The organism is Dethiosulfatarculus sandiegensis, assembly GCF_000931935.2.
Lineage (GTDB): Bacteria > Desulfobacterota > Desulfarculia > Desulfarculales > Desulfarculaceae > Dethiosulfatarculus > Dethiosulfatarculus sandiegensis.
This window is the reverse complement of sequence record NZ_AZAC01000078.1, coordinates 228,484-253,847: the sequence shown is the minus strand read 5'-3', so window position 1 is coordinate 253,847 and position 25,364 is coordinate 228,484. Positions and strand designations below refer to the sequence as shown.

Genomic DNA, 25,364 nt, shown 5'->3' with positions numbered 1-25,364 from the left:
TCAGCCCACAGTGCGGCCCTTGCCTGAATCCTTGAGATAAAAGAGCTCCTGGGGGTAAGGGGCGAAAAAGCTCTGTTCCGCCAGATACTCCTGGTCATAACGCAGAATCCAGTCAAACAAAAGCATCTGAAGCGAGCTTAAAAGCGCCCGCCCCTGGCGATACAGATCCAGGCTGTCCAGAAAATGGGCCTTTTCCCGTGCTGTGAGCTGCTTTTTAAAATAACCCTCGGCATGCATCAACACATTTATGATGGAGCCGGTCTTGGGGGCCTTGGCCAGGGCCTGGCCAAGGTTTTCCTCGTATTGGTTCAGGATGTTTTCCAAACTGTCGCCTTGGGGATTGGCCACCAGCTTGCCCATGATGCGCATGCGGCTTTGGTTGTAACCCATGAAAAGCAGCTTGTTTTTAGAGTGAAAATCAACCAGCGCACCCATGGAGCCTGCCTGCCGCACCTGGCGGAACCAGGATGTGGTAAAGAGCTTGGTCAGAAAATGCTCCCTGAGTTCAAAGTTTTTCACCCTGCCTTCATGCTCCACGGCAGCCAGGGGAGCTGTTTCCCTGGCCTTGGCCGCAAAGATGCCAGCACCTTTTTTGCTGGATGACCCTGGCTTTTCGCCAGCATAGATAGGCACATCCATGGGCCCGCAGGAAGGAGAGCGGCTTTTCAGCAAAAAGCCGTCCACCTCCTTTAAGGAGCCGAAAAAACCGGCCATGAATTTTTGCATTTCAGGGGTGCAGTCCCTGCCTGTGGCGGGCTGGATCATTTTCACCTCATCCGCCTTGCCCACCAGACGCACCGGGTCTCTCGGCACGCCCAGGCCGATCTCCACCTCGGGGCACACCGGTTGATAATCCACAAATTGTTTCAGCTTTTCCACAAAAGGATCTTCCACCATGGCCTGGTTCCAGCGGCAGGCGGCAAAGCCCAGGCATTTACTCACCACTACTTGGGGTCTGGTGAATTTTTTTTTGCTCATAAGCCATTCACAATCTGCAGGCCTGGGGAGGCCCCGGTTTAATGGTTTGAGCGGGATTCAATATTTCTATCCCTGATCTGAGGGCCAGATTGGTGAGCATGCCCCGGTAAAGGCGGTCATGAGCCATGGTGTGTATACGCCAATAGGCCAGGCCCCACAGGCCCCGGGGCAGAAAACGGGCGATTACCTCCAACTCGCAAACATTTTTATCCTGGGGTGTCACCCTGTATTCCAAAATCGCCTCGCCCGGCAACTTCATCTCTCCTATGAGCACCAGCCGGTTGGGGGGATCGGCCTCGAGCACCCGCCAGAAATCCAGGTGATCGCCTGTGTTCAATTCCTTGGGATCGCGCCTGCCCCGGTCCAGGCCCACGCCGCCGACCAGTTTATCCATAAGCCCCCTCAGCTTCCAGAGGGACTGCATATATTGCCAGCCCCTGTCTCCGCCCAGGGAGGAAACAGCTCGCCAGGCCTTTTCCACAGGACATTTCAAACTGATTTTGGCAGCGGTGGCCAGGATTGTTCCCCCGGCATGGGGCGCGTCTCCGCATTGAATCCATTCCGGGGGCAGAACCTGGCCCGCGTCCAGCCAGCAGGTCTCAACCTTTTGCTGCTCAATGCGCTCCAAGGCCAGTTGGATGGTTTGCTCACAGGTTAAAAGCTCCTGGGGAATCATGCGGGCTATGCGGTTATCTTCGACGATGACCTGGTTGCTGAGCCCCTGGGCCAGGGGGCGGGCCAGAGAGGCGGGCACCGGCGTTATCAGGTTGATCCAATAGGAGCTTAATTTGGGGCTGAGAAAAGATGTCTTGATTATGAGCCTTTTGGGCAAACCGGCCAGCCTGGCATAGAGCTGGAAAAGGTCTGCGTAGGTGGTTATTTCAGGCCCGCCGATATCCAGGCTGAGTCCCAGGACTTGGTCGGTCTCAAGGCAGCCCATGAGATAGTTCAGGACATTGGTGATGGCAATGGGCTGCACCATGGTGGATACCCAACGCGGGGTTATCATCACCGGCAGCCGGTCCGCCAGGTAGCGCAAAAGTTCAAAAGAAGCGCTGCCCGAGCCCAGGATCATGGCCGCCCTGAGAAAGGTGGTCGGCACTGGCCCTGATTGCAGGATGCGCCCCACTTCAGCCCTGGAGGCCAGGTGCTTGCTTATGTTGTCACCCGGCGGGACTATGCCGCCAAGGTAGATGATACGGTTCAGGTTTGCACGGGCTGCTGCATTTGCCATGTTTTGGGCGGCCTTGCGGTCTGTGGCCGCAAAATCCCTGGTGCGGGAGTTCATGGAATGAACCAGGTAATAGGCCGCCCAGCAGCCCATGGCCGCCTGGTTCATGGATTCCCGGTCCAGAAGGTCTGCCGTGACAAGCTCCACCCCGGGATGCCTGCCCCAGGGGCGGCAGCGCATTTTGGCCACCGAGCGTCCGGCAGCCCTCACCCTATACCCTGCCTGCAGGAGTTTGGGAACCAGTCTGCCGCCCACATAACCGGTGGCTCCGGTGACCAGGATGGGTTTTCCCTGCATTTTTACTCCTTAAATGGCATCATTAAATTTAATGATAACAGCAAAGAACCTTTTAAAGCTCATAAACAAAAGTAAATCTGCGAGACATGGGCCAGATTTTTTCAGGAGGCGGGCATGGGCGAGGACAAGATTGTGTTGATGGATGAAGTGCCGCTTTTAAAAGAAAGATTAGCCGCACTTTTACGTGATGAACCTTTGGCTGTGTTGGCTACTTCCCAAAAAAATGCGCCTTATGCCAATTTGGTGGCCTTTGCCGCTGCGGGGGATTTAAAAGCGATTTATTTTTGCACAGCCAAAAACACCCGTAAATTCCAGAACCTTGCCGAAAATCCCAAGGTTTGTTTTTTAATCCATAATCAAGGCGGCAAACAGGGTGGTTTTGATGCAGGCCTGGCTGTGACCGCCCTGGGTCTTTGCCGGGAGGTTTCACCCGAAAATAAAGAACAAGTCAGGGAACTTGTTTTAAATAAACACCCGGAACTTAGAATTTTTTTGGATTCTGCCGAAACAGCGCTCATGCATTTCAAGGTGGAGAACTATATTTGCGTCTCTGGTTTGAGCCTGGTCACCAATCTGGCGGTAGGTTAAAAAATACCGATTAAGACTAAGGATATCCTCCTAATTAACCGAGAAGGTAAAGCCATAGCTGTTTTTTAGTGTTGACGGGCATTCATCTACCTATCACTATTAATTACATAGGCAAAGTATTTAAAGTTTAATTTGCCCTCTAGGGAGATGTCTCTCCATCAGGCCCAATTCAATTTAAAGGAGTAAATTATGGCAAAAGCAACCGAAACTTCCTGGAACTATGTTTGGGTTACCGACAAGGCGGGGAACCAGTTTGTATGCCCGGTAAATGCCCTGAAAAATCCCAAGGATGTATCAGAAGCTGAACTGAAAGACTGCCTGGATGACGCCAAGGCGGGACTTCCCTTGGGAGACTGATCCAATAAAGCCTTGCCGTTTGACTTGAACAAGGTCAAAAGAATTTTCACTCCCCCAACAGGCTTAAGCCACCTGCTGGGGGAGTCTTCTATTTTTGTTCCTGAAAAATCACCTTGATTCTTATTTTCAGATTGTAAAAGGCCTTGCGGATAGAAAGAAATTTGATTTAATTGACAGATTATTTAGTTGTCTGCTCCTGCCTGTTTGCTTTTACTGGAAGGGTGAGCGCTGCTTTGAGGCTGTTCATAAAGTGCCGTTAAGGCATAAACCGCAGTTCATACTAAATTTTAAATAGTTGTAGCTGATAATCGGAATGCCTTTGCTTCTGCTCACCTTTTGCTGAAGGCTATGCCGTAAAACCATTGCCTCAAAGCAATTGCTTCTTTCCTAAGCCCAAAGGCCGGGCATTACCCAAAATATAAATTAAAAAGGGATGCTTCCCCAAGAGAGACCATATGCTCAATTTCTACAGGAGATTGGATCTATCTGAAAAACATTTGCTTGTGACTCTGGCCTTTGTAATCCCCCTGGCGGTGCTGGCCGCGCTGATGGACCTGGATTTTATGTATGACTTGAATATCGCCAGACAGGAAAAGCTTGGAAATGCCTTTTTAAAAAGTTTGGCACCCCTTTACCAAAAGGCTCCCCTTATGCACCTGGCCCTGACTAAACTTGATTCTAAAGGCGCTTGGCCGAGAAATTCAGTTGAAGCCATGGAATCTGACTTAGCCGTTTTACCGAAAGCCCTGACCCGTCTGGAAAAGGATCTCTGGTTTATCCCCAAGGGCAGAGAAGCTAAACGTCAGTTGGGTGAAGATATAAGGCTTTTAACTGACCAATGGGAGAACATAAAAGCCGGAGAGAGAACCCCGGCGGCGCTATTGGTTTATATGGACAGGTTAAGGAGCATGACCGGGGACTTGGGCGACGCAGCCCTTTTATTTTTGGATCCTGCCCCGGATTCCAATCACCTGGCAAGGATTATCAACCAGTCTTTGCCGGAATATGTCTATTTGCTCTGCAGCCTCAATCAGGCCCTCTCCACCTGGATTATGCCGGGAGCCAAAAGTTCCTTGGCCGGGCAGCAGTGGTTTTTTATCTCTAATCGCCTTAGTAAGGTGGCATATTCCTCTGTTTTGAAGAATTCGGAAAGGCTGCTCAGAGTAGACCCCCATTACTATGACCGAAGTCCTGGATTGCAAAGGGAATATAAAAAGGCTCTAAAGGAATTTGTGGCCCAAAATCTGGCCTTTTTCAAGTCTCTTGAGCAGTTGCAAAAAAGACCGGAAAAAGAGGAGATCAAAGGCTATCTGTCGGCCTGGATCAAGGCTCATGCCAAGGCGGTCAGGTTGATGGAAGTGGGATCCGCCGAATTGGAAACATTGCTCGATAAGAAGATTGAGTTTTATTCCTTCCGGCGCATATCCGGAATCCTGTCCGGCGCCCTTGCCCTTGGCCTGGCCCTTTTGCTTGTGTTTTTGGTGAGAAGGGATTTGAGTAATTCCTTCAAGGCTCTGGCCTCCTACACTCATGCGGTGAGCAAAGGGAACTTAACCGCCACGCCGCCGGTTTTACATGGTTCAGAGCTTATCTCCCTGGCGGGCGACACCAGTTCCATGGTGGAAAAACTTAAAAACCGCCTGGCATTTGGCCAGGGTATTTTAAACAGCATAGAAACGCCCTTTTTAGTCGTTGACCAAAAAGGGCGCATAACCTTTATCAACCATGCCATGCCCCGGATATTCGGTGACGAAAAAGACCTCACCCGTTATAGGGGGAGAAGTCTGGATAAGGTGTGGCCCAGCGAATCAAAACTTAATCGAATGGTTCAAGACTGCCTGGAGTCACGGTCCTGCACCAAATACAACCGGGTCGAACTCAATACAAAGTCAGGCCAACGGGTTTTAAGTATGACCCTTTCTCCTTTGTTTGATTTAGACGACAGGCTCATCGGAGCAAGTGTTTCGGCCTTTGACTTGACTGACCTTTTGGCCAAGGAAAAGTCCCTTGAACAAAAGAACCTGGAAATCGGCAGGCTGGCGACGTTTCCTCGCGAGAACCCAAGTCCTATACTATCTGTAGATGCAAAAGGGGAGAGTGTTTGCCTCAACCCGGCCACTATAAGGGTTTTGCACGACTCGCCTGAAGACCTGCCTTTATTTTTACCGGCCGATCATCTGGAAGTGGTAAAAAACTGCCTGGCCTCGGGCCGGGGCCGGGAAAATATGGAGACTGAATATCGGAACCGGGTGTGGTCCTGGATCTACAATCCGCTTCCGGAATTGGGCCTGGTGCATCTTTACGCCTATGACATTACAGAACGCAAACGCATGGAAGAGCAGCTTTTATACGACGCCATGCATGACTACTTAACCGGCCTTCCCAACCGGGCCATGTTGCTGGAGCGTCTTAACCGGGCTTTGGAGGAAAAAACGAGGCATCCGGAATACGGCTTTGCCGTTCTGTGCGTGGATTTGGACCGTTTTAAGGATGTAAACGATTCTTTGGGCCATTCCCTGGGTGACGAAGTGCTTAAGATTATGGGCAGACGCATCCAAAAGGTGCTTCGGCCGTATGACACCCTTTCCAGGTTTGGCGGTGACGAGTTCACCGTGCTTTTAGAGAGGCTCGAGTCGGCTCAAGAGGCCGTTTCGGTAGGCGAACTTATTCATGAAGAAATTGCCCGGCCCATACGCATAAGGGGATATGAGCTTTTTGCGTCTGTGAGCATCGGTATACTGTTACCGGACTCTCGCCATAATCAGGCCGAGGTCATATTGCGGGATGCGGATACGGCTATGTATCGGGCCAAGGCCCTGGGTAAGGCCAGAAGCGAGGTTTTTGAAGCCAAGATGCACCAAAAGGCCAGGAATCGGCTGATGGTGGAAAGCGAGCTTAAACTGGGTTTGGAGGATGGACAGGTTATTCCCTATTTTCAGCCTTTGGTGGATATGAAATCCGGTTACATAGCGGGTTTTGAGGCCCTGGCTCGCTGGCGGCATCCGGTGCACGGCATTTTAGGGCCGGGGTACTTCATAGAAATAGCCGAAGAAACCGGTCTGATAAATCCCTTGGGCCTGACCATGCTTGAGCAGGCCTGTTTGGCCGGGCGAAAATGGAAAGCCCTTGCCCAAAATAAACAAGGCCTTTTGATGAGTGTCAATCTAAGTGTGCGCCAGTTCGCTTCCCCAACCTTGCTGGAAGATATCGCAGAGATACTTGCCAAAACCGGTTATCCACCCCATCTGATAAAGTTGGAGGTTACTGAATCAGGGATTATGGCCAATGCGGAGGCTTCAGTCAAACTGCTTAATTCATTGGCTAATATGGGGCTGAAGCTAAGTATAGACGATTTTGGAACCGGCTATTCTTCTTTGAGTTATCTGCACCGTTTCCCCTTTGATTCCCTAAAGGTTGATCAGTGCTTTGTGGGGCGCATGCAGGAAAAGGAAGAAAATAAGAAAATAGTGCAGACTATTGTGGGTCTGGCCCACGACATGGCTAAAGAGGTGATAGCAGAGGGCATTGAGACCAAGGCCCAGTTCGAGATTTTAAGGGATATGAAATGCGAATACGGCCAGGGCTTTTTATTTGCCAGGCCCCTGCCCGCCAAGGAGGCCGAAGATCTGCTTGTTCAATCACCCAGATGGTAGTTCTCTGGCTTTGAAGCACTTTTGGGTGGCAAGGCAGATGGAGACCAGCATGAGCATCACCGGCACCTCAATCAGAACTCCCACCACCGTGGCCAGGGCCGCGCCCGAGGAAAGACCGAATAGCATGGTGGCCGTGGCAATGGCAACCTCAAAATGGTTGCTGGCCCCGATCATGGCGCTGGGGGCTGCGTCCTCGTATTTAAAGCCCAATATTTTGGCAAGGCCGTAACCCAGCCCGAAGATCAGCACGGTCTGCAAAAAGAGCGGCACGGCGATCCAAAGGATGGTGAGAGGATTTTCCAGAATTACCTCGCCTTTAAAGGAAAACAAAAGAACCAGGGTGAGCAAAAGGGCGCTTATGGTAACCGGGGTGAGCATGTGCAAAAATCGGGTCCTGAACCAGAGTTCACCCTTTAACGCCAAAATAAAACGGCGGGAAAAATAACCGGCCGCTAACGGCAGGGCCACGTAGATTGCTATGGAGAGCAAAAGCGCCTGCCAGGGCACCGGCAACCTCCCCACACCCAAGAGATAGCCCCCCAAAAGCCCGTATAAAAGGAGCATGGCAAGGGAGTTGATCGCCACCATCACCAGGGTGTGGCCGTCGTTTCCCTTGGAAAGATAACCCCATACCAGGACCATGGCCGTGCAGGGGGCAATGCCGAGAAGTATGCAGCCTGCCAGATAGCTGCGCCAAAGCGGCACTTCCAGCATCTTCACGCCTTCTATCAGCACCACCTTTCCCGCGCCGTAGGCCTCGCCCACCGCCAGGTCCAGGCCAAGCGGCATTTTTATGAGGTCCGTGGCCTCAGGCCCGATCAGGCTGTGAAACAGGTATCCCAGGAAAAAAAGGCTTATACCGTACATGGTAAAGGGTTTTATGCCCCAGTTGATAAAAAGCGTGAGGCTCACCGGTCCCAGATTGCGCCCGGCTTTCAGCACCTGGCCAAAATCTATCTTGACCATGATGGGATACATCATGAAAAAAAGGCACACGGCAATGGGAATGGAGACCACCGGCGCGCCGTTTATGGTGATGGCCATGGCGTCCAGCTCCCTGGCCAGGCCAGGGGCGAACTTGCCCAGAAAAATGCCGCCTGCTATGCAGAGGATTACCCAAAGGGTCAGGTAACGTTCAAAAAAACTCATTTTGGGGGAGGTTTTGGTTTTATTACCCATTGGGCTTGATCCTTTTGGCATTAAAATATTGATTACTTGGCAATATAGCCAAAAAGGCAATAAAATTCAAACTAAAATAGTAGGATTAAGGTTGCATTTTGCAGGCAAAGGGAGAAATCAGGCAGGGGAGAGGGGGAGTTTCACCGTAAAACTGGATCCCTGGCCGGGGCTGCTCAAAAGGGAAACCTCTCCCTTGTGAGCCTTGATCACCGCCTTTACCAGGCTGAGCCCCAGGCCCATGCCCCTTTGGGAGCGGCTTCGATCACCCCGGTAAAGCCGATCAAAGACCCTGGGTTGGTCCTGGGGGGAGATGCCCATGCCGTTATCCTTCACCGTGATCAGGGCGGATTCGTTTTCAGAGGCAAGGTTCACCTCAACCCGGCCGCCTTGGGGAGTGTATTTGACCGCATTGTCCAGCAGGTTGGCCACCACCTGGCGGATGCGGTTTTTATCCACTTCGGCGGTCAGGGAGTTCAGGCCCGTAAGGGCCATTTCAATGCCCTTGTCTTCGGCCACATAGTCATAGAGTTCCACCACCTCGGCCAGGATGGCCGCCAGATCAGTTTCGCTGGTGGTCAGCTGCATGATTCCGGTCTCCGCCTCCGAGACATCCGAGACTGTATTCAGCATGGTGACAATGCGTTCCGACTCCTCGGCGCAGTCCATTAAGGCCTCCCGGCAGGCCTCTTCTCCGGCCTGGTCCTTTAGCGCTGTCTCCACCACGCCGCGCAACCGGGCCGCCGGGGTGCGCAGGTCATGGGCCACATTGTCCAGGGCCTCGCGCATGCCCTTGATAAGGGTTTCGATCCGGGCCAGCATGCGGTTGAACTGCTCGGCCAGCTCGTCCAACTCCCTTCCCCGGCCTTTGCCCCGGGAAGGCACCCTGGCTTTCAAGTTGCCCGCGTCTATGCTGCGCACAGCCTGCAACAGATCCCGAATTGGCCGCAGGCTGCGCGAGGCCAGGAGATAGCCTCCGACGAGCCCCACGGCCAGGGCCGGGAGCATGATAAGGGCCAGGATGATCTTGAAGCGGCTCAAAAGCTCCCTGCGCCGGGCAGTGCCCCGCCCCACCTGCAGGATAAATTCGTCGCCCAAACGCACCCCGGTCACTTCCAGGCTGTCCCAACCGCTTTGGTTCGGCACCTCCTGCCACTCGTCCGGCCCTAAAAAGGGCAGTTCCCGGGCAATATCCTTGCTCCAGCCATGGGGTACGATCGCCACCAGGGTCTGGTTTTCCGGGTCGGCCAGGCGGATGAAATACCCGGCCCTTTCCTCGATGGATTTTTGCAGCCTTATCTCGGCCATCAGAGCTTCGGCCCGGCCCACGTGGTCCAACACCGCGTATTCTCTTATCTTGTCGTTTATAAGCTGGCGGTCCGCCTCCAGGGTGGTGGTGGCCAGAAGGTAATAGGTGAGGGAAACCAGGGCCAGAAGGCTTATGGTGAAGACTCCCCAATACCAAAAGGTGAGGCGAAATACCGTGGAGCCCGGCAGTCTGCTAAGGAGTCTTGCAGACATAGCCCACTCCCCGGATGGTGTGTATCAGCTTGGTGTCATAACCCTTGTCCACCTTGTTGCGCAAACGGCAAATGACCACATCCACCACGTTGGTTTGGGGGTCGAAACTGTAATCCCAGACGTGCTCCAGAATGGTTGTCTTGGAAACCACCTTGTCTGTATTGCGCATAAGGTATTCCAGCAGGCTGAACTCCTTGGGTTGCAGGCTTATCTCTTCTCCGCTTCTTTTCACGGTGCGCTGCAAAAGATCCATGCTCAAGTCCCCCACCTTGAGCGCGCCCGGCTCCACAGTGCGGCTGGAGCGCCGGATAAGGGCCTGGAGTCTGGCCAACAACTCGGAAAAGGCAAAGGGCTTGGTGAGATAGTCGTCACCGCCTTTTTGCAGGCCGTTTATGCGGTCGTCCAGGGAGCGTTTGGCGCTTAGGATAAGCACCGGGGTGTCTATTTTTTGCCTGCGCATCTCCTCTATGATCTCAATGCCGTCAATGCCCGGCAACATGATATCCATAACCGCGGCGTCATAACTTTGGCTAAGGGCAAGGCTGAGCCCCTGGCCGCCATCATGGGCCTGATCCACGGCATAACCGGATTCCTTAAGACCCTTGGCAATAAAAGAGGCTATTTTCCGGTCGTCTTCCACAATCAAGATCCGCATGGGTTGGGCTCCCTTAGTAAATGCGGCAAAAAGTGATTTTCATTAAAGAGCATACCCTTGAAGCATCCTCGCAGGCGTCGGCCTGTTAGCAAAGAAAATAATTACTTTTTTAAAATCCGCAAATCTTTGGCCTGAGAGTTAATTCAGGCCCTTGGGAACTGTAAAGAAGTTTTACCGTTTTTTCAGGCCGAATCGGGAATCCAAGCCTGACCAGGGGAAAATATTTATGTTAACAGGCTGTAAATATTGATTTTATCCTTACATTACAAAACTGTAATGCTCGGGAAAGGTTTTGGCAATGAAAAGGACATACACTATTGGGCAAGTCAAAAGGGAATACAGTCATTTTTCATGACGCTGAAATAATAAAACTAAAAATAAGTTCCTTTTCAGATTGTAAAGCAGGAGGAGTTGATATGAGAAAAAAGCTTTCCCCCAAACTCGGCATTGTCCTGGTGCTGGCCCTGGTCTTCAGCCTGGCCGCATCTCTGCCTGCCATGGCTGTGGATCGGTCCGCATTGCCCAGCTTTGCCGACCTGGCGGAAAAGGTCTCTCCCTCAGTGGTGAATATAAGAACCTTAAAGATCGTGAAACGCTCCCCCATGCCCGGCTTCCAAGGCCGCGGCGGCCCCATGGACCGGGATTTTTACGAGTTTTTCAAGCGGTTCTTCGAGGGCCACGGCATGCCCAACAAGGGCACCAAACAGCGCTCCCTGGGCTCCGGGGTTATTGTGGACCCCAAGGGTTATGTGGTCACCAACAACCACGTGGTGGCAGGTGCGGATGAAATCGTCATTAAATTCAAAAACGGCGAGGAAGTCGAAGCCAAGCTCGTGGGGCGGGACCCCAAGACCGATATCGCCCTTTTGAAGACCACCAAGGGTGATGACTATCCGGCCCTAAAATTGGGCGATTCCGAGAAACTGAAGGTCGGTGAATGGGTTTTGGCCCTGGGCAACCCCTTTGGCCTAAACGATACGGTCACCGTGGGCATAGTCAGCGCCAAGGGCCGCATCATCGGCGCCGGTCCCTATGACAACTTTATCCAGACCGATGCCAGCATCAACCCCGGCAACTCGGGCGGCGCCCTGGTGGATATGGATGGCCGGCTGGTCGGTATCAACACCGCCATAGTGGCCCATGGCCAGGGGATCGGCTTTGCCATCCCGGTTAACATGGTGCGCACGGTCATGGAGCAGCTTCGCACCAACGGCAAGGTGGTGCGCGGTTGGTTGGGTGTCTATATCCAGCCTGTCACCAAGGAGTTGGCCCAGAGCCTGGATCTGGAAGAGAATGCCGGAGCCCTGGTATCCAAGGTTGTGAAAGACAGCCCGGCCGATGACGCAGGTATCAAGCGCGGCGATGTCATCGTGGAATTTGACGGTAAAAAAGTTAAGGATTCCGTTTCTTTGCCCCGCATGGTCGCAGCCACCAAAGTCGGCGCTAAAGTTGAAATGGTGGTTATGAGAAAGGGCCGGGAAAAGGAACTCACCGTTAAACTGGGTGAGCTGGATGACGCGGGCATGGAAACCGATCGGGAAGTTGCCGGAGGAATTGAAGGCCTGGGCATGAGTGTTCAGGAACTCACCCCGGAGCTGGCCGAAAAACTGAGGCTGCGCACGGATAAGGGCCTGGTTATCACCTCGGTCTCCCCTGATTCTCCTGCTGCCGAAGCGGGCTTAAGGCGGGGCGATGTGATCCTGGAGGCGGACCAGGAAGAGGTGCACAAGGTTTCAGACCTGGAAGACGCCCTGGATGACCTGAATAAGGATAAGGGCCTTTTGCTCCTGGTCCAGCGCGGCAAGGGCACCTTGTTTGTGGTGGTCAAACCCGGGAAATAACCCTTAAATAAATCAGTTAGACAGCCGGGCCCTCTCTTGATGGGGCCCGGTTTTTTTAGCGGCCCCCGGCTGACTTAAGCCATATCTCAGAGTCGTCTATGCAGCAACGGCAGCCGTCTTTAAGGCGAAACCCGTCTATTTTTTTGCCCACCGGAATCAGCACATCCGTGGGGGCCACGGTTTTGTCCCCTCTTGAGGAAACCGCGTTCACTGTTTTTATGGTGCGCCATTTATTGTTTTCACGGATCTGGAAAACAACCCTGCTCTTACAGTTGAGTTTTTTCCCCGTGTCAAAGCGGGCCTTTATCTTTGTAATCGGGTGGGAAGGAAACAAATAGGTGTGAGTCCCCTTGAAACAACAGCAGCCTTTTTCCCGGTTTTGCTTTTTACGACAGGAAAGATGGAACGGAATTTTTAGCCCGGTTGAGTCTGTGACCTGAATGAACATTCTCTTCCAGACCGTCCATTGTCCTGTTTTATCCTTGGCCCTGGCCCTTAGGGTATAGGTCCCGGTCCCTGGGGCCTTGGTTTTCCAGGTCAGGCGAATTCCGCTTTTGGGGAGTTTTTTAGTCTTTTGGGCCAGCACCTTTTGCCCGGGAGTTAAAAGCTGCCATTTTAGGGAAAAAGGGCCCTCACCACCCCTGGGCTGGATGAGTATGGCGGAGCTGCCGTTTATGCCCCGCCTGGCCGAAGATGGTCTGAAAATAACCTGAAGGCCCAGGACTCTGCCGCTGCAGGGCCGGATATTCAACTCGGCGACTCCAGAGTTCATGGCGTCCAGGGCGTCCTCCCAATAGCTCTGGGTCAGCCCTGTGAGCAGGCTAAGATCAAGGCCCTTGTTCCCCAGGATCTGGGTGAGGCGGTCTTTGATAAAGCCTTTTCGCCAAAGTTCCACACAGTGACCGGTCACTGGTTTTACCTTTTCCAGGCTTTGTAGAAAATTCAGCGCGGTTTTTATCCCTCTTTGGGCTGATTGTTTTAACTTGTCCTTAAGCTTGGCGGGAGTCCCCGGATCTTTCGCCACCTGGAATATGTAATGGGCTCTGGCCAGGTGAAACCCCAGGAGAAAATAGTTGGCCGTGCACGTGTCTTTGTGAACCTTGCGGCTCGCTATTATCTGGTTGCGCAAGGCGCCTGCGTAATGGGGGGATTTACGGGCGATAAAATCCGCTATTTCCTCCCTTGTCTCGGGGGTTGGTTTTTCTGCGATTTTTTGGGCCAAGGCGTTCAGCTGCCTGGTCATATTGCCATGGCCTTTCCAGGCCGGGTTCAAGGCGGAACAAAAGGTGTTGGCTGCCCGGATATGGGCGGCGGCCCGGTTGAGGTGGGTGATTATGTCGTTGTCCGATTGAAAAGACAGCCTGGCGGTGGCTTCAGCCCAGCCCAATTCCAACCCGGCCGCAAAGACCCTGGCGCAGCATTGCCTGGCCGGCGGGTCCTGCCCGGCCAGGGCAGGGGGAGAGAATACACATATGGTTGAGCTGAAGACAAGCAGAGAGCAGAGAATAAAAAGACGAAAAGGTGTTTGAGGAAACTCAGTTAAGGGATTCAGCCTGTTTATTTGTGCCTTGAACCATAAATGCGCCACGGCCTTCTCCTTAAATCATTTCTAGCTGGAAATAATCACATGATTTGTCATGGAGAATCCAATTCGCTTAGCTGTTCTATAAAAACAGCCATAGCTTATAAAAGAGGGAGACATAAATCATGATTTTTAATCATATAATCAATTAAGTTTTGGGGAATTTTAAAATGCTATATTAGCCCTTGGAGAAAAAGCCTGTCAATCAAGGTTAAACCGGTTTTGGGAGGATAAACAGGAATCCATACTCAGAGCCTGGGGGCGTTTTGTTTATAGCAAAGAAGAACCGGGTGTATGAACAAGGCAAGGGGTGTCGAGGTTTGCCCCAAGTGATAAGATGGTTGGGGAAAATAGGCAGGCCAAAGAAAAATGCCTGCCAAGTGCGCCACCGAGACGGCCTTGACGCGGTTTTGTTTTTTTAAGGTCCGGGCACGAAGGCGCACTGAAATATTCCGGCTTTAAAATCCGGTTCAGATTGAAAAGGCTTGGAAGCCCTTTTCCAATATCCTGTTAGCCCATACCCGAAAGAAGGATTACTAAAGGATGAATCTCAATTCGCCTGGAAGCGTTTTTGTGGTGGGCGGGGCAAAAAGCGGCAAAAGCAGCCTGGCCCAAAGCCTGGCCGAAAAGAGCGGCAAAAGGCCGGTCTACGTGGCCACTGCCCAGGCCTGGGACCAGGAAATGGAGGTCCGCATAAAAAGGCACCAGATGGATCGGGGGCCTGCCTGGTCAACCCTGGAGGAATCGGTTAATTTAAAGGACGCACTGCTTGGGATTGATCATCGGGACAAGGTGCTCCTGGTGGATTGTCTCACCCTCTGGCTCAGCAACCTCATGACCCTCGAGAATCTGGATGATGAAGAGATTCTGACAAAATGCCGGGAGCTTAGCGATGTTATCCCTCGGCTTGAGGCAAAGGTTATTTTGGTGGCCAATGAAGTGGGGATGGGTATTGTACCCGAGAACGCCCTGGCAAGAAGATATCGCGACTTGGCCGGCGGTTTGAACCAGCTCATGGGCCGCACCTGTGAGCAGGCCATATTGGTGAGCGCCGGCATACCTTTGGTTTTAAAAGGGCCAGCCCTTTTTTGAGGAGTTAATCCAGCATGCACAGACTTGAAGAGATTCTTAGGCAGATAAAAGAACCGGCAACCGAAATGGCGGAAAAGGCTCAGGTCCATCTGGACAACCTGACCAAACCCAGGGGCGCTTTGGGCCGGCTGGAACAGGTGGCCGCCCGCTTGTGCATTATCAAGGGAAGCCTTGAGCTCAAGCAGCCCACCTGCGGAGCGGCGATTTTTGCCGCGGACCACGGCTCGGCCTTGGATGGAGTGAGCCTCTACCCCAGGGAAGTCACCGCCCAGATGGTTTATAATTTTTTGAGCGGCGGCGCGGCCATGAACGTACTATGCCGTCAGGTGGACTCCGTGGTCAAGGTGGTGGATGTGGGTGTGGATCATGATTTTGAAGACGCGCCCGACTTGATTCACGCCAAGGTCGCCCGGGGCACCAAAAGCTTTTTACGGGAACCGGCCATGACCCGCGAAGAGGCGCTCGACGCCATGATGGCCGGAGCCAAGGTGGCCCGGGAGTTGATCGACTCGGGCTGCGATCTTTTGATTCCCGGCGAGATGGGCATTGGCAACACCACTTCCTCTTCCGCCCTGGCTGCGTTTTTCCTGCAAAAAAATCCCGCCGAGGTGACCGGCAGGGGAACCGGTTTGGATGACGAGGGCCTGGCCCGCAAGGTGGATTACATTAAAGGCGCTCTTGAGCTTCATAAGGATCTTAATCCTTGTGATTCAGTCGGGGTTCTGGCCGCCCTGGGCGGTTTGGAAATCGCCGCCATCGCCGGTTATGCGCTCAAGGCCGCTTCCCTGGGCGTGCCGGTTATCTTAGACGGCATCATCAGCACGGCCGGCGGTTTTGTGGCCTGCCGCATCTGCCCGGAGGCCTTGCCCTATTTCTTCAGTGGTCACGCCTCAGTGGAAAAGGGACAGGCCGCCATGCTCAAAGGCATGGCCCTGGAACCGCTTTTGGATCTGGATATGCGCCTGGGCGAAGGCACCGGAGCCGCCCTTTCCGTGGCCGTGGTCAGGGCTGCCGTGGCGATCTTTAACGAAATGGCGACCTTTGAGTCAGCCGGTGTTATCGGCCACGAAGACTGAGATAAACACCCAGGGCCGAAGGTTCTGGGTGTTAGCTTGCTGACAAAGTCCATCTGCACTTTGTCAGAGGCCACTTGGCAAAAACTTGGGTTTTGCCAAGTGGCCCGAATTACGAGTCTTAGGAAAGCCTCGCAATTCGGCGGGCCGCTGGATCATTGTATTAACTTTAGGGAGGATCTTTTGGGCGATTTTCTCCTGGCCCTGCAGTTTCTAACCATCATCACCCTGCGCTCTAAATACGCAGCCATGCCGGGTGATTTCTCCAGGGCCAGGTCCTGGTTTGGTCTGGTGGGGCTTATCATGGGCGGCTTTCTGGCCCTGGCGGGTTATCTGTTTCAACAGTTGTTCCCCCCCTTGGCCGTGGCCGCGCTTATGATTTTTATTTGGGCCGCCTCCAGCCGTTTTTTACATATAGACGGGTTGGCTGATTCAGCAGATGCCCTGGTGCATATGACCAGCCGGGAACGGGCCTTGGAGATCATGAAAGACAGCCACCTGGGCTCCTTTGGCCTTTCGGCGGTCTGCGGCCTTTTTATGATCAAGTTCGGGGCCTTGGCCTCTCTTTCTCCGGAGACCGCCGTGACCGCTCTTCTGGTGGCTCCGCCTTTGGCCAGGGCCCTGGCCGCCGCTCTTTCGGTCCTGATGCCTCCGGCCACACCCGGCAAGGGGCTGGGCGCGGCCCATGCCCAGGTTCAAAACCTCACGCCCTTTTTTGCCTCCACCATCACCGCCTTGGCCGCGGCAGGTCTGTTGGCCGGGCTTAAAGGCCTGGTGGCCGCCTTTTGGGTGGCTGTGCTGGGGCTGATCCTGGGACTTTGGTTCAAGCGCCGCCTGGGCGGGGTGACCGGGGACAACCTGGGCGCCGCCATTGAATTGTCCGAGGCGGTGGTGCTGCTCAGCTTCTGCGCCCTGGGATGAAAAAAAGCCCGTAGCAGCAGCCGGACGGGGGAGACTATCCGGCCCGGTTCAGATCAGGTCGAGCACTTGGCAGGGACCGGCTTTTTTAAGCATACCGGCTTGCAGTTCGTGACAGGTGAAAAACAGGACCTGCCTTTTCTTGGCAATATGGGCCAACATGCGCATGGTGTTCCACAGGCGTTTGGGGTCGAAGTTCACCAGCGGGTCATCGAGAATAAGGGGCAGCGGTTCTGAATTATGGGTGATTTCATCAGCCAGGGCCAGACGCAGACAAAGGTAGAGCTGGTCCCTGGCCCCACGGGAAAGAATCGAGGCCTCTCTTTCGGCAGAGCCGGGACCGCTTCCCGCCCTTAGGGTGGGCTCCTTTTTGCGGTCCAGGTTAAAGAAATCGCTTCCCAGCCATTCATAGGCCCCGTCTGTGGCTATGGCCAGATATTTGGCGGCCCTTTTGAAAAGCGCGGGCTGGGAGCGGGTCCTGAATTGATCCATGGCCGCGCCCAGGAGTTCATCAGCCAGAACCAGGGTGTCATATTCCCTGGCCAGAAGAGACCTTTTTTGCTCCAGGGCGCTTAGATTCTCGGCAGCCTGGGCCATTGTTGTCTGTCTGCTCAGGTGGTCCAGTTTTTCTTCGGTCTGGCCCCTTTCCCTGCCAAGCTCCAGGGCCTTTTGGTCTATTTGGGCCAGTCTTTGCTTTATATCTTCCGCGTTTTTTTCGGCCTGGTTCAGATCCGGCAGGGCTGTGCCTACTTTTAGCGGGCTCTTTTGAACTTCTTCCAGTTTGGCCTTTAATTCCGCAGATTTTGAGCCTCGCTCCCTTGCCTTCTTAAGGGCGGCGAGATCCGGCTGCCCCTCCCGGTCGCAGAGTTCGGCAAACTGTTTTTCCAGGTCCTGCAATTCTTCACCTGTCTGGGCGGCCCGCTTTTCCAGGTCGTCGGCCTTAAGCGACAAGCGGTCTGCCTGGCGACAAGCCTGCCTGGCTTTTTGCAGGGCATCGTGGGGCGACATGGCGCCGGTTGGGCCTAAATCATCCTCGTCCAGGGAATTCCAGGCCCTCCGCTTCAGGAAATCAAAAAAGCTGTAGCCCGGAACTCTTTGGAAATGCCCCAGGGTTTTATTTTGCATGATTTGGCTCAGAACCTCTGCAGCAGGCGAAAGCGTCGGGGAAAGCTCCACTCCCAAAGATTTCAGGGTCTGGTCTATGCGTTCCCTGGCCTGGGCTTGCTCTTCTTGTTTTTCATGGAGCAGGTTTTCCTTGTCAGCCAGTTCCTGGGCTTTTCCCATGGCTTGTTCCAGTCTCACCGGCTCCAACAGGGGGTCGGGCAGGTTTAGCCCTTCAAGCATTTCCTTTAAGTCTTCTTGAAGCCCCGCCATATGGTCTTGACGCAGTTCGCGCCTGGCCTGGGCCGCCTGCCAATGAGCGCCCTTGCTGCGCATGGTGTAGCCCACCAGGGTGAGGCCCGCCCCCACCAGGGCGGAGATCCCTCCCAGGACGGCGGGCAGGGAGCCGGGCTGGGTCAAGCGCCACCAGATAACCAATCCTAGTCCGCCCAGGGTGAAAAAAAGCCCCGCAAAAAGGGCGGGCAGACCGGCTCCGGCCTGGCGGTTCATGCCCTCCATCTCTTCTTCCACCTGGCGCAGGGAGGTTTTTGCACCCAATATTTCGGTCTGTTTTTCCTGCACCCCTTGCCAGAAATCAGGATCCCTTTGGTTCAGCAGCTCAGGCCGGACCTCGAATTCTTCGGAAAATTCCCGGGCGGTTTTTTTTATCTCCGCCTCCAGGGACTCGAGTTCCTCAACCTGGTTTTCCCAGGCAAAAAGCCCCAACGCCAGTTGGTCCAGGGTCTGGGCCCAGTCCGCCGGGCGTCTGCCGCCGGTGATCTCCCTGGCCTGAGTCCGGGCGGAATAGGCCTGTTCTCCCAACTCGCTTTTGGTTTGGGCCGTGGTCTTGATCCGGTCCGACAGATTAAGGGCCTTTTGATAGGCCTCCTCCCCTGTTGTTCCGGCCCGTCCAAGCTCCTTTAATTCATCTAGAATGGCATGCGCCCGGTTCTGCTGCCTGATTTGCTCGATCTGCTCCAGGGAGTCCTTGAGGAGAAGGGCCTTGTTTTCCCTGTCCTGTTCAAGGGCCTTCAGCTCTTGCTTGAGCTCTTCCAGGCGGCGGGTCAGAAGTTCCGCCTTTTTTTCGTTTTCCCCGGCCCGGCTCAGTTCAATATGGGCCTGGTCAAGCCGGGCCAGGAGGTTTTTGTCTTCCTTGCCCTGCCTTTTATCCCGGCTGAATAGCAGGGAGGCGCGTTTTTGCCAGGCCTGCTTAACCGCAAGGGGATTGGCCAGCCTGCCTTTGGCCGCGGCTTCCTGAAAAAAGAAACCCAAGAGCCTTTCCTGGGTCTGGGCCTTTTCCTTGCCGTTTCCGCTAAAAGCCTGTTCCAGATCATCGAGCAATATGCGGGTGACTGTCTTGAAAACCCCGGCATCGACTCCCAGATGGGCCCGGCCAAAAGATTCTTCCCTTAAGATTACGGGATTGCCCGCTTCATCCCATAAACCCGCGTCTTCACCCCGGCCGGTCAGGTGGCGTCTTAAGGTGAAACGGCGGTGGTTGGCAAGTTCATAGCCCAGCTCGCCGCCGGTTTCTCCCCCTTGCCAGGGGGTGTAGGGATGAAAACCGTTCTTTTTGGGTCCAAAGCCGTAGAATAAACCGGTGATAAGCTCAACCAGGGTGCTCTTGCCGGATTCGTTCGGCGCCTGAAAGAGGTTGAGGCCAGGGCTGAGCTCCCAGGACCTGCCCGAGGCAAGCTTGCCAAAACCACCTGAGGTTATGCGCAAAAACCGCATTTATTCCTTCTCCTGCTCTGGGGGAAGGAGCGAGGCCAGGGCCAGATCCCTGACCTTGGGCAAAAGAGAGCCGATATAGCCTGCAAGGTCGTCGCTGTTTTGCCGACAAGCCAGGGGGTGCAGGTTTTTTTTTATTTGCTTGGCAAGGGATGCCGCTTGTTCCGGGTCTGCCTGGATTTTTTTCAGCATGGCAAGCAAGCCGGCCAGAACATCTTCCCCGGCCTCAAGTTCAGCCGGGTCCGCCATTGGGGAGAGGCCGTCTGTCTTGAGTTCAAGCCCTGCCAGGTCAAGGGCCTTTTTCAACTCCTCGGCACTGTAATCTGCTTCCGCTCCCTGAAAATAGCGCCATAAAGGGCTCTGGCCGAAAAGACCCAGGTAAAGGCATTCAATGCCGGTTTCCTCCGAGGATTTTTCCGGCAGCTTTTGGCTGATCAGCCAGGCCAGGTCTGTCAGATCCTTGATCCCCGGTTCCAGGTTAAGGTCCAGGCGGTGGTGGTTGATCAGGGAAAGGGGTGCGAAATCCGCTTCACAGGCCTGACCGCTCAGCTTGACCAGCCAGGCCCCGTGGGGGCCGGTTTCGTTTTTGTGGGCTCCCTGAACTGCTCCGGGCATCAATACCAACGGTGATCTGTTCAGGATCTGAGGCCTGTGCCAGTGACCCAACCCCCAAAAGGCAAAATCTCCCCGCCTTAACCGGGAAAGTTCGGCAGGCGCATAGGGCTTATGAGCCTGGTTTTCAATATCCCCGGTCGGGTCGCAGTGTAAAAGGGCCAGGCCGGTGAGGCCCGAGGGTGGCGGCGGCAGGGTTTGAGCCAGGTCTTCCGTCACATGGCGGCTGTTGTGGGCGCAGCCCGCCACCCAGACCCCCAGGTCTTCCAGGGCCACGCCTTCGGCCTGGGTGGCAAAAACGTGCACTCCCTCCACAGGAGGAAGGCTTTCCCAGACAGATAGAGGGGTGCGGGGGTCGTGGTTTCCCGGTGCTATGAAAACCCGGATTTTTTGGGAGACAAGTTCGGTTAAGGCCCGCAAAAGGGTCAACCGGGCTCCGGGTGCGGGATTGGGGGAATCAAATACGTCTCCCCCCAGAAAAACCAGGTCGGCTTTTTCCCTTATGGCGGTTTTCACCAGGCGGGAAAGCGCCTCGCCCCTGGCCTGGCCGGCCTGGGGCGAGAGGGTGCAATCCGGCACAGCCACAGGTGCCCCCAGATGGAGGTCAGCGGCGTGCAGTATTTTTAGCCGGCGGTTGTTCAGGGAATCAGCCACTGGGCCGCATGTCCCAAAATCATTTCCTGGGCCTGGGGCGGCAAGGCCGCTTCCGGTGAAGCCAGTTCCTTTTTATAACGGCTCACCGGCAAAAGGGGATAATCCGACCCCAGAAGAACCCTGTCCGACCCCAGAAGCTCCACTGCCAAGCCATAGGCTCTGGGGCGGTAGAGATAGGGGGAGGCCGCAGTGTCGATCCAGACGTTGGCCAGGGCGGGGCGCACTTCTTTTTTCAGAAGCGAGTAAAAGAAAAGCCCTCCCGCCATGTGGGCCAGGACCATCTTGGTATCCGGATTGTTGCGCACCAGGGAATAGAGGGCCGATAGGCTCATGGGAGCCTTGCCCGGGTAGGCGTGCCCCACCGGTTCATTGGTGTGCAACAGAAGCGGACAGCCGCTCTCGGCACAGAGCGAACAGAGTGGAGACAGGGAATTAACGTCTATATCGTCTGAATAAAAGGCGATTTCACCGATTCCCTGTAATCCGAGACCCAAAGCGCGCTCGGCTTCCTTAAGCGCCCAGTCTGCCTGGGGAGGCACGCAACCCAAGCCGCGCAGCCTTTCAGGCTGATCCTTGATAGCCTGGGCCAGGTATTCATTGTGCAGCCGTGCGTTTTCTTTCTTGGTCCAGGGAAAGCCAAGGGCCCAGGAAATATCCACGCCCTCGTTATCCATGGCATCAAGAAGGCCTTCGGCTGTGACCATGCGAGCCTTAGGGTCGGCGTAAAGGGCCTTGAAAGCCGGTTCGCCGTCCAGAAAACGTTCGCGGTCTTTCACCACCTCAGGTGGGAATATGTGTGTGTGGGCATCTACAATCATGGCCAAAATATAGCAACCCGATCCTCTCCGGTAAAGGATTTCATTGACCTTTGCTTGACATTTTCATCGCTTCAGTTTATAGACTAAACATAAGTTTACTATACACATGGGAGGCTGCCGTGACAAAACCCAGCCTGGAAGAGCTTGGTTTCAGGGAAATCAACATGGATGAGGTGGAAGTGCCGCTTTTGGGGGAAGTGGCTGCGGGTCAACCCATTGAGGCTGTTTGTGTTGAACAGTCGGTGTCGATTCCCAGGGATATGCTGGGGCGTTTCCGGACCTTTGCCCTGAAAGTTAGAGGGGATTCCATGATAGAGGAACATATAAAATCCGGAGACGTTATTGTGGTGGAAGAGCGCAAAACCGCGGACAACGGAAATATGGTGGTGGCGCTTATTGACGGAACCGATGTGACCTTGAAAAAGTATTATGTGGACAAGCAAGGGGTGCGCCTGGTCCCGGCCAATTCCTCAATGAGGCCCATTACATTGGGGCATGAACAGGTTCAGGTGCTGGGTGTGGTGGCCGGAGTGATTCGTCATTGCCGCTAATAAATCTATAAAACATCTAGGATTAATAAGGTTTTAAAAATAATTTTTTCCTAAATGTATAACCCCTTGAAGGTGCAAAGTATCTGGTTTTTTGCCCCTCTCGCCGACTTTTTGTCGCAAAATGCAGGTGTTTTTCTTTCCACCTTTTTTAGCAGATTGTGATACACTTCAACACACGCGAAAAATGATAGATACCTAATAATCCACCACACTCACTCCCACGGAGGGCTCGTGGCTGGACAGCGCAAGACAATTGCTCACAGCGACATAATCATCCTGCCTTTGTCGCCTACTGACCACAACCTGCTGATATCGGAGACTTCTTTTTTCTCCACTCATCACAGCAGGCGGCTGCGTCTGGCGCCGGTGCGCCACGGCAGGGTTATTCACAAATTGACTTATGACGAGTTGGAGGAATTGGCCGACTGTATTGCCGAGGCCTCTATTCGATCCAGTAAAAGCCAAGTCTGTCTGGACCTGGATCGCCTGTTGGATCAGATTGAACAGATATTAACCGGCTACCTTATCCATGAAGTCACTCCCACGCCGGCCTCGACTGATCTGGGGCTGGCCATGGTGCGTCTGGCCGTGGGCGGACAGCCTGCGGAAGACACCTTTCCTCCGGAGTTGACTGCTCTGATGGAAAAACAGGCAGGCCGCTATGAGGAAAGCACCTCAACCGCTGATATTGAACAGGTCATGGCCCGGGTCGAGGAACACCTGCATCGTCCCCTGGCCGAGTTGGGCGGACTGACCCCGGCCCAGTTTTCCCGCCTGATCAACGACGACTGGCACGGCGGCAGCCTGGGGGTGGTCAAGCTCACCAGCGGTTTGAACCCCGCGGATCTGGCCGCCGCGCCGATTCTCTCCAGGGCCAGGACCATGCTCAGGGCGGTTGCGGAAACCGGTATGGTCAAGTCCACCTTGCGGGGCAATCTGCCCCGCTGGTTTGTCTCTGAGATGGTGAGCCGCATGGCTTTGCCGCCGGGATATATCGAGTCTATTCTGCGGCGTAAAAAGGTGTTGAACGAAAAGGATGTCCTACCCCTGCATGTGGTCAGGGTTCTTTTGGAGCTTTCCGGCTGTCTGCATTTGACGGATGGTCACTTCCATACCACCAGAAAGGGCATAACCCTTTCCAGTGAGAGGCGCTCCCAGGATCTTTACACTCTTTTGTTCAAGACCCATTTCAGGGAATTCAACCTTTCCTACATGGACGATATGCCCGATGCGCCGCTTTTGCAGAATGTGATTGCCTATTCCCTTTACGGCCTTTCTATTCTGCCCAACGAATGGCGTCATCCCGAGCAGCTGGCCCGCAAGCTGGCCTTGCAAAGGGAAGTGGTGGGCGCGCCTTACACCTTTTGGAATGAAAAGGTGCACCAGATGCTGATCTCCCGGCTTCTGCGCCCCCTGATCGGTTTTGGCCTTTTGGAGAAACAGTTTTTGCCGAGCCGGGAAACCCTGGACTGGCTTAAACCGTTTGAAGTGAGGCGCTCGCCTTTGTTTGCCAGGTTTTTGAGTTTTGATCTTAAATAGTCCTTAAGCCGCTGGATAATCCGGTCCGGCTTTGGGCAACAAAAGCGGAATGCTTAAACCAGGCAGTTCCGCTTTTTTTATGTTCAAGCCGAAACGCATTTTTGAATCAATGCCCACAGCCCGGATTTGGGGGTAATATTGACTAAATGTGGAGGGGAAGACCCGGTTCGGGCAATCTCGGCCTTTCTTTAAAACCAGTCTCCGGGGCCCAAGGCCCCGAGCCGGCTTGATTTAGCCAGTTCAAAATCAACCAGGGGGTCGCACCATGAAACCGGATTCAGAACTCAGGCTCAGCATTATAGGCCTGGGCAATCTGCTCGAGATTATCTGGCCTTGCTTTAAAACCGCCTTAACTGCCCCTGATTTAAGAAAAAGGGTCTTGGCAACCACCCTGGATGAACCTGAACTTGAGGATAAAAGAAAGCATTTCGGCATAGAGGTGCAACTGGGGGAGAATTTAAAGGCGCTAGAGAAAAACCAACCGGATATCATCGCTTTTGCCCCACCGCCCCAGGCCGCGCCCAAGGAGATTGAGCTGACCTTGGCAAGCTATTTTGCCGAAGTCAGGCAAAAGGGAGCGCCCTTGCCCGAGATCTATGCCTTTCCCCCCATGCCGCCCGGCTCCCAGTACCAAAAGGTGCTGGGCACAGATGTCCTGGTGGTGAACCTCATCCCCAATAACGTGACCCGTATTGCGGGTGAGGCGGTGCGGGATGAAGGCTATTATGTGGCTTGTTTTTATGGAGACTGGCCCCAATCTTCCCGGGATCGCCTGCAAAGGATTTTTGCCTCCCAAGGGGCCATGGTCCAGTCCCCGCCCGAACTTTTAGTTCCCATGCTCGGCGGCACCTGCGGCTTTTTCTGCCTGTGGGAAGTGGTTCCCCGATTGGCCGCCATGCTGAGTGCAAAGGGTTGCGGCTCTGACCATAACCAAGTCGGCGGTTTTCTGAGGGCCGTGTGCCGGGAAATCAGCCGTTTCACCCCGCCTTCAGGCGAAGAACTCGGCCGTTTTGGCATAACCGGCGACCTTGCCCTTTTCCTTGCCCACATCGCCGGGGCCTGGTTGAGGGGAGTGGAGAATTATTTTAAGGAGATCGATTTTCCCGCTGAAGCGGCCCGCACAATCCTGACCCGGGGCTTTGACCTGATCCTGCACACCACCCAATGCGAACCCAAAGAGGTTTTGCATAACCACGCCGTGGGTGCGGCCACCAAGGGAGGCGTCCTGGAAAAGGCGGTGGCTGTTTTCAAGGAAAAGGTGGAACCGGTTCTGCAAAAAGGGGTGCAAACCCTGCCTGCCGGACCCGGAACGGCCTGGCCGGAAGAACTGTCTGCCAGGGTTTTGGAATTGTGCCGTATTGTGGGAGCCCACGGCAAGCGCTTGGCCGGTTGAAAG

The 25,364-nt window shown here is 54.2% G+C and carries 19 protein-coding genes; 10 read left to right on the top strand and 9 right to left on the bottom strand.

The features are described 5' to 3' along the window. Both X474_RS24870 and X474_RS24865 read right to left on the bottom strand, forming a co-directional pair. Positions 1 to 978: a YbgA family protein gene (locus tag X474_RS24870; protein WP_044352787.1), complete on the bottom strand. Its 978-nt coding sequence runs from the start codon at positions 976 to 978 to the stop codon at positions 1 to 3. Positions 979 to 985: 7 nt separating this feature from the next. Next, positions 986 to 2,506: an SDR family oxidoreductase gene (locus X474_RS24865; protein WP_044352786.1), complete on the bottom strand. Its 1,521-nt coding sequence runs from the start codon at positions 2,504 to 2,506 to the stop codon at positions 986 to 988. 114 nt (positions 2,507 to 2,620) lie between these two features. On the opposite strand from X474_RS24865, the gene X474_RS24860 reads away from it, so the two are divergent. The 3 genes from X474_RS24860 to X474_RS24850 all read left to right on the top strand — a co-directional run bounded on the left by X474_RS24860 (position 2,621) and on the right by X474_RS24850 (position 7,104). Next, entirely contained in the window at positions 2,621 to 3,094 is a 474-nt protein-coding gene (locus X474_RS24860) for a pyridoxamine 5'-phosphate oxidase family protein (protein WP_052515623.1), read from the top strand. Positions 3,095 to 3,283: 189 nt separating this feature from the next. Then, the gene (locus tag X474_RS26675; RefSeq protein WP_197282269.1) at positions 3,284 to 3,451 is read left to right on the top strand and encodes a hypothetical protein; all 168 of its coding nucleotides are present in this window, start codon (positions 3,284 to 3,286) and stop codon (positions 3,449 to 3,451) included. A 455-nt stretch (positions 3,452 to 3,906) separates the two neighbouring features. Next, positions 3,907 to 7,104 carry a sensor domain-containing protein gene (locus tag X474_RS24850; RefSeq protein ID WP_052515622.1) on the top strand — a complete coding sequence of 1,066 codons (3,198 nt, stop codon included), beginning with the start codon at positions 3,907 to 3,909 and terminating at the stop codon, positions 7,102 to 7,104. Here X474_RS24850 and arsB read toward each other — a convergent pair. The 3 genes from arsB to X474_RS24835 all read right to left on the bottom strand — a co-directional run bounded on the left by arsB (position 7,090) and on the right by X474_RS24835 (position 10,456). Next, positions 7,090 to 8,283 carry an ACR3 family arsenite efflux transporter gene (gene arsB / locus X474_RS24845; protein ID WP_044352782.1) on the bottom strand — a complete coding sequence of 398 codons (1,194 nt, stop codon included), beginning with the start codon at positions 8,281 to 8,283 and terminating at the stop codon, positions 7,090 to 7,092. The two genes, X474_RS24850 and arsB, sit on opposite strands and share 15 nt — an antisense overlap. Positions 8,284 to 8,400: 117 nt before the next feature. Next, positions 8,401 to 9,801, bottom strand: coding sequence for a sensor histidine kinase (locus tag X474_RS24840; protein WP_044352780.1), 1,401 nt, complete (start codon positions 9,799 to 9,801; stop codon positions 8,401 to 8,403). Further along, the gene (locus tag X474_RS24835) at positions 9,782 to 10,456 is read right to left on the bottom strand and encodes a response regulator (RefSeq protein WP_044352779.1); all 675 of its coding nucleotides are present in this window, start codon (positions 10,454 to 10,456) and stop codon (positions 9,782 to 9,784) included. Before X474_RS24835 ends, X474_RS24840 begins: the two co-directional genes overlap by 20 nt. Positions 10,457 to 10,872: 416 nt before the next feature. Between X474_RS24835 and X474_RS24830 the strand changes: the two genes are divergently transcribed. Further along, on the top strand, positions 10,873 to 12,297 hold the full coding sequence (locus tag X474_RS24830) for a DegQ family serine endoprotease (RefSeq protein WP_044352778.1): 1,425 nt from the start codon (positions 10,873 to 10,875) through the stop codon (positions 12,295 to 12,297). A gap of 55 nt (positions 12,298 to 12,352) precedes the next feature. Here X474_RS24830 and X474_RS24825 read toward each other — a convergent pair whose 3' ends face one another. Next, positions 12,353 to 13,885, bottom strand: coding sequence for a hypothetical protein (locus X474_RS24825; RefSeq protein WP_044352777.1), 1,533 nt, complete (start codon positions 13,883 to 13,885; stop codon positions 12,353 to 12,355). 537 nt (positions 13,886 to 14,422) lie between these two features. Between X474_RS24825 and cobU the strand changes: the two genes are divergently transcribed. From cobU to cobS, 3 genes are all read left to right on the top strand, one after another. After that, a complete protein-coding gene (gene cobU, locus X474_RS24815) occupies positions 14,423 to 14,971 on the top strand; it encodes a bifunctional adenosylcobinamide kinase/adenosylcobinamide-phosphate guanylyltransferase (RefSeq protein WP_044352774.1) in 549 nt (182 codons plus the stop codon). A 14-nt stretch (positions 14,972 to 14,985) separates the two neighbouring features. Then, on the top strand, positions 14,986 to 16,047 hold the full coding sequence (cobT, locus tag X474_RS24810) for a nicotinate-nucleotide--dimethylbenzimidazole phosphoribosyltransferase (protein ID WP_044352772.1): 1,062 nt from the start codon (positions 14,986 to 14,988) through the stop codon (positions 16,045 to 16,047). A gap of 180 nt (positions 16,048 to 16,227) precedes the next feature. Then, on the top strand, positions 16,228 to 16,965 hold the full coding sequence (cobS, locus tag X474_RS24805) for an adenosylcobinamide-GDP ribazoletransferase (protein WP_044352771.1): 738 nt from the start codon (positions 16,228 to 16,230) through the stop codon (positions 16,963 to 16,965). Between the two features lie 48 nt (positions 16,966 to 17,013). On the opposite strand, the gene X474_RS24800 is transcribed toward cobS, so the two are convergent. From X474_RS24800 to X474_RS24790, 3 genes are read right to left on the bottom strand one after another with little or no spacing between them, the layout of a single operon-like run. Then, the gene (locus X474_RS24800; RefSeq protein ID WP_044352769.1) at positions 17,014 to 19,797 is read right to left on the bottom strand and encodes an AAA family ATPase; all 2,784 of its coding nucleotides are present in this window, start codon (positions 19,795 to 19,797) and stop codon (positions 17,014 to 17,016) included. Next, a complete protein-coding gene (locus X474_RS24795) occupies positions 19,798 to 21,060 on the bottom strand; it encodes a metallophosphoesterase family protein (RefSeq protein WP_044352768.1) in 1,263 nt (420 codons plus the stop codon). It lies immediately after the preceding gene. Further along, positions 21,045 to 21,878 carry an amidohydrolase family protein gene (locus X474_RS24790; RefSeq protein ID WP_044352766.1) on the bottom strand — a complete coding sequence of 278 codons (834 nt, stop codon included), beginning with the start codon at positions 21,876 to 21,878 and terminating at the stop codon, positions 21,045 to 21,047. Before X474_RS24790 ends, X474_RS24795 begins: the two co-directional genes overlap by 16 nt. A gap of 119 nt (positions 21,879 to 21,997) precedes the next feature. Here X474_RS24790 and lexA point away from each other — a divergent pair, with 119 nt between their 5' ends. The 3 genes from lexA to X474_RS24775 all read left to right on the top strand — a co-directional run bounded on the left by lexA (position 21,998) and on the right by X474_RS24775 (position 25,361). Continuing rightward, positions 21,998 to 22,429 carry a transcriptional repressor LexA gene (lexA, locus tag X474_RS24785; protein ID WP_044352765.1) on the top strand — a complete coding sequence of 144 codons (432 nt, stop codon included), beginning with the start codon at positions 21,998 to 22,000 and terminating at the stop codon, positions 22,427 to 22,429. 231 nt (positions 22,430 to 22,660) lie between these two features. Next, the gene (locus tag X474_RS24780; RefSeq protein ID WP_044352763.1) at positions 22,661 to 23,968 is read left to right on the top strand and encodes a hypothetical protein; all 1,308 of its coding nucleotides are present in this window, start codon (positions 22,661 to 22,663) and stop codon (positions 23,966 to 23,968) included. 265 nt (positions 23,969 to 24,233) lie between these two features. Beyond that, positions 24,234 to 25,361, top strand: coding sequence for a hypothetical protein (locus X474_RS24775; RefSeq protein ID WP_044352762.1), 1,128 nt, complete (start codon positions 24,234 to 24,236; stop codon positions 25,359 to 25,361). Positions 25,362 to 25,364 lie beyond the last annotated feature (3 nt).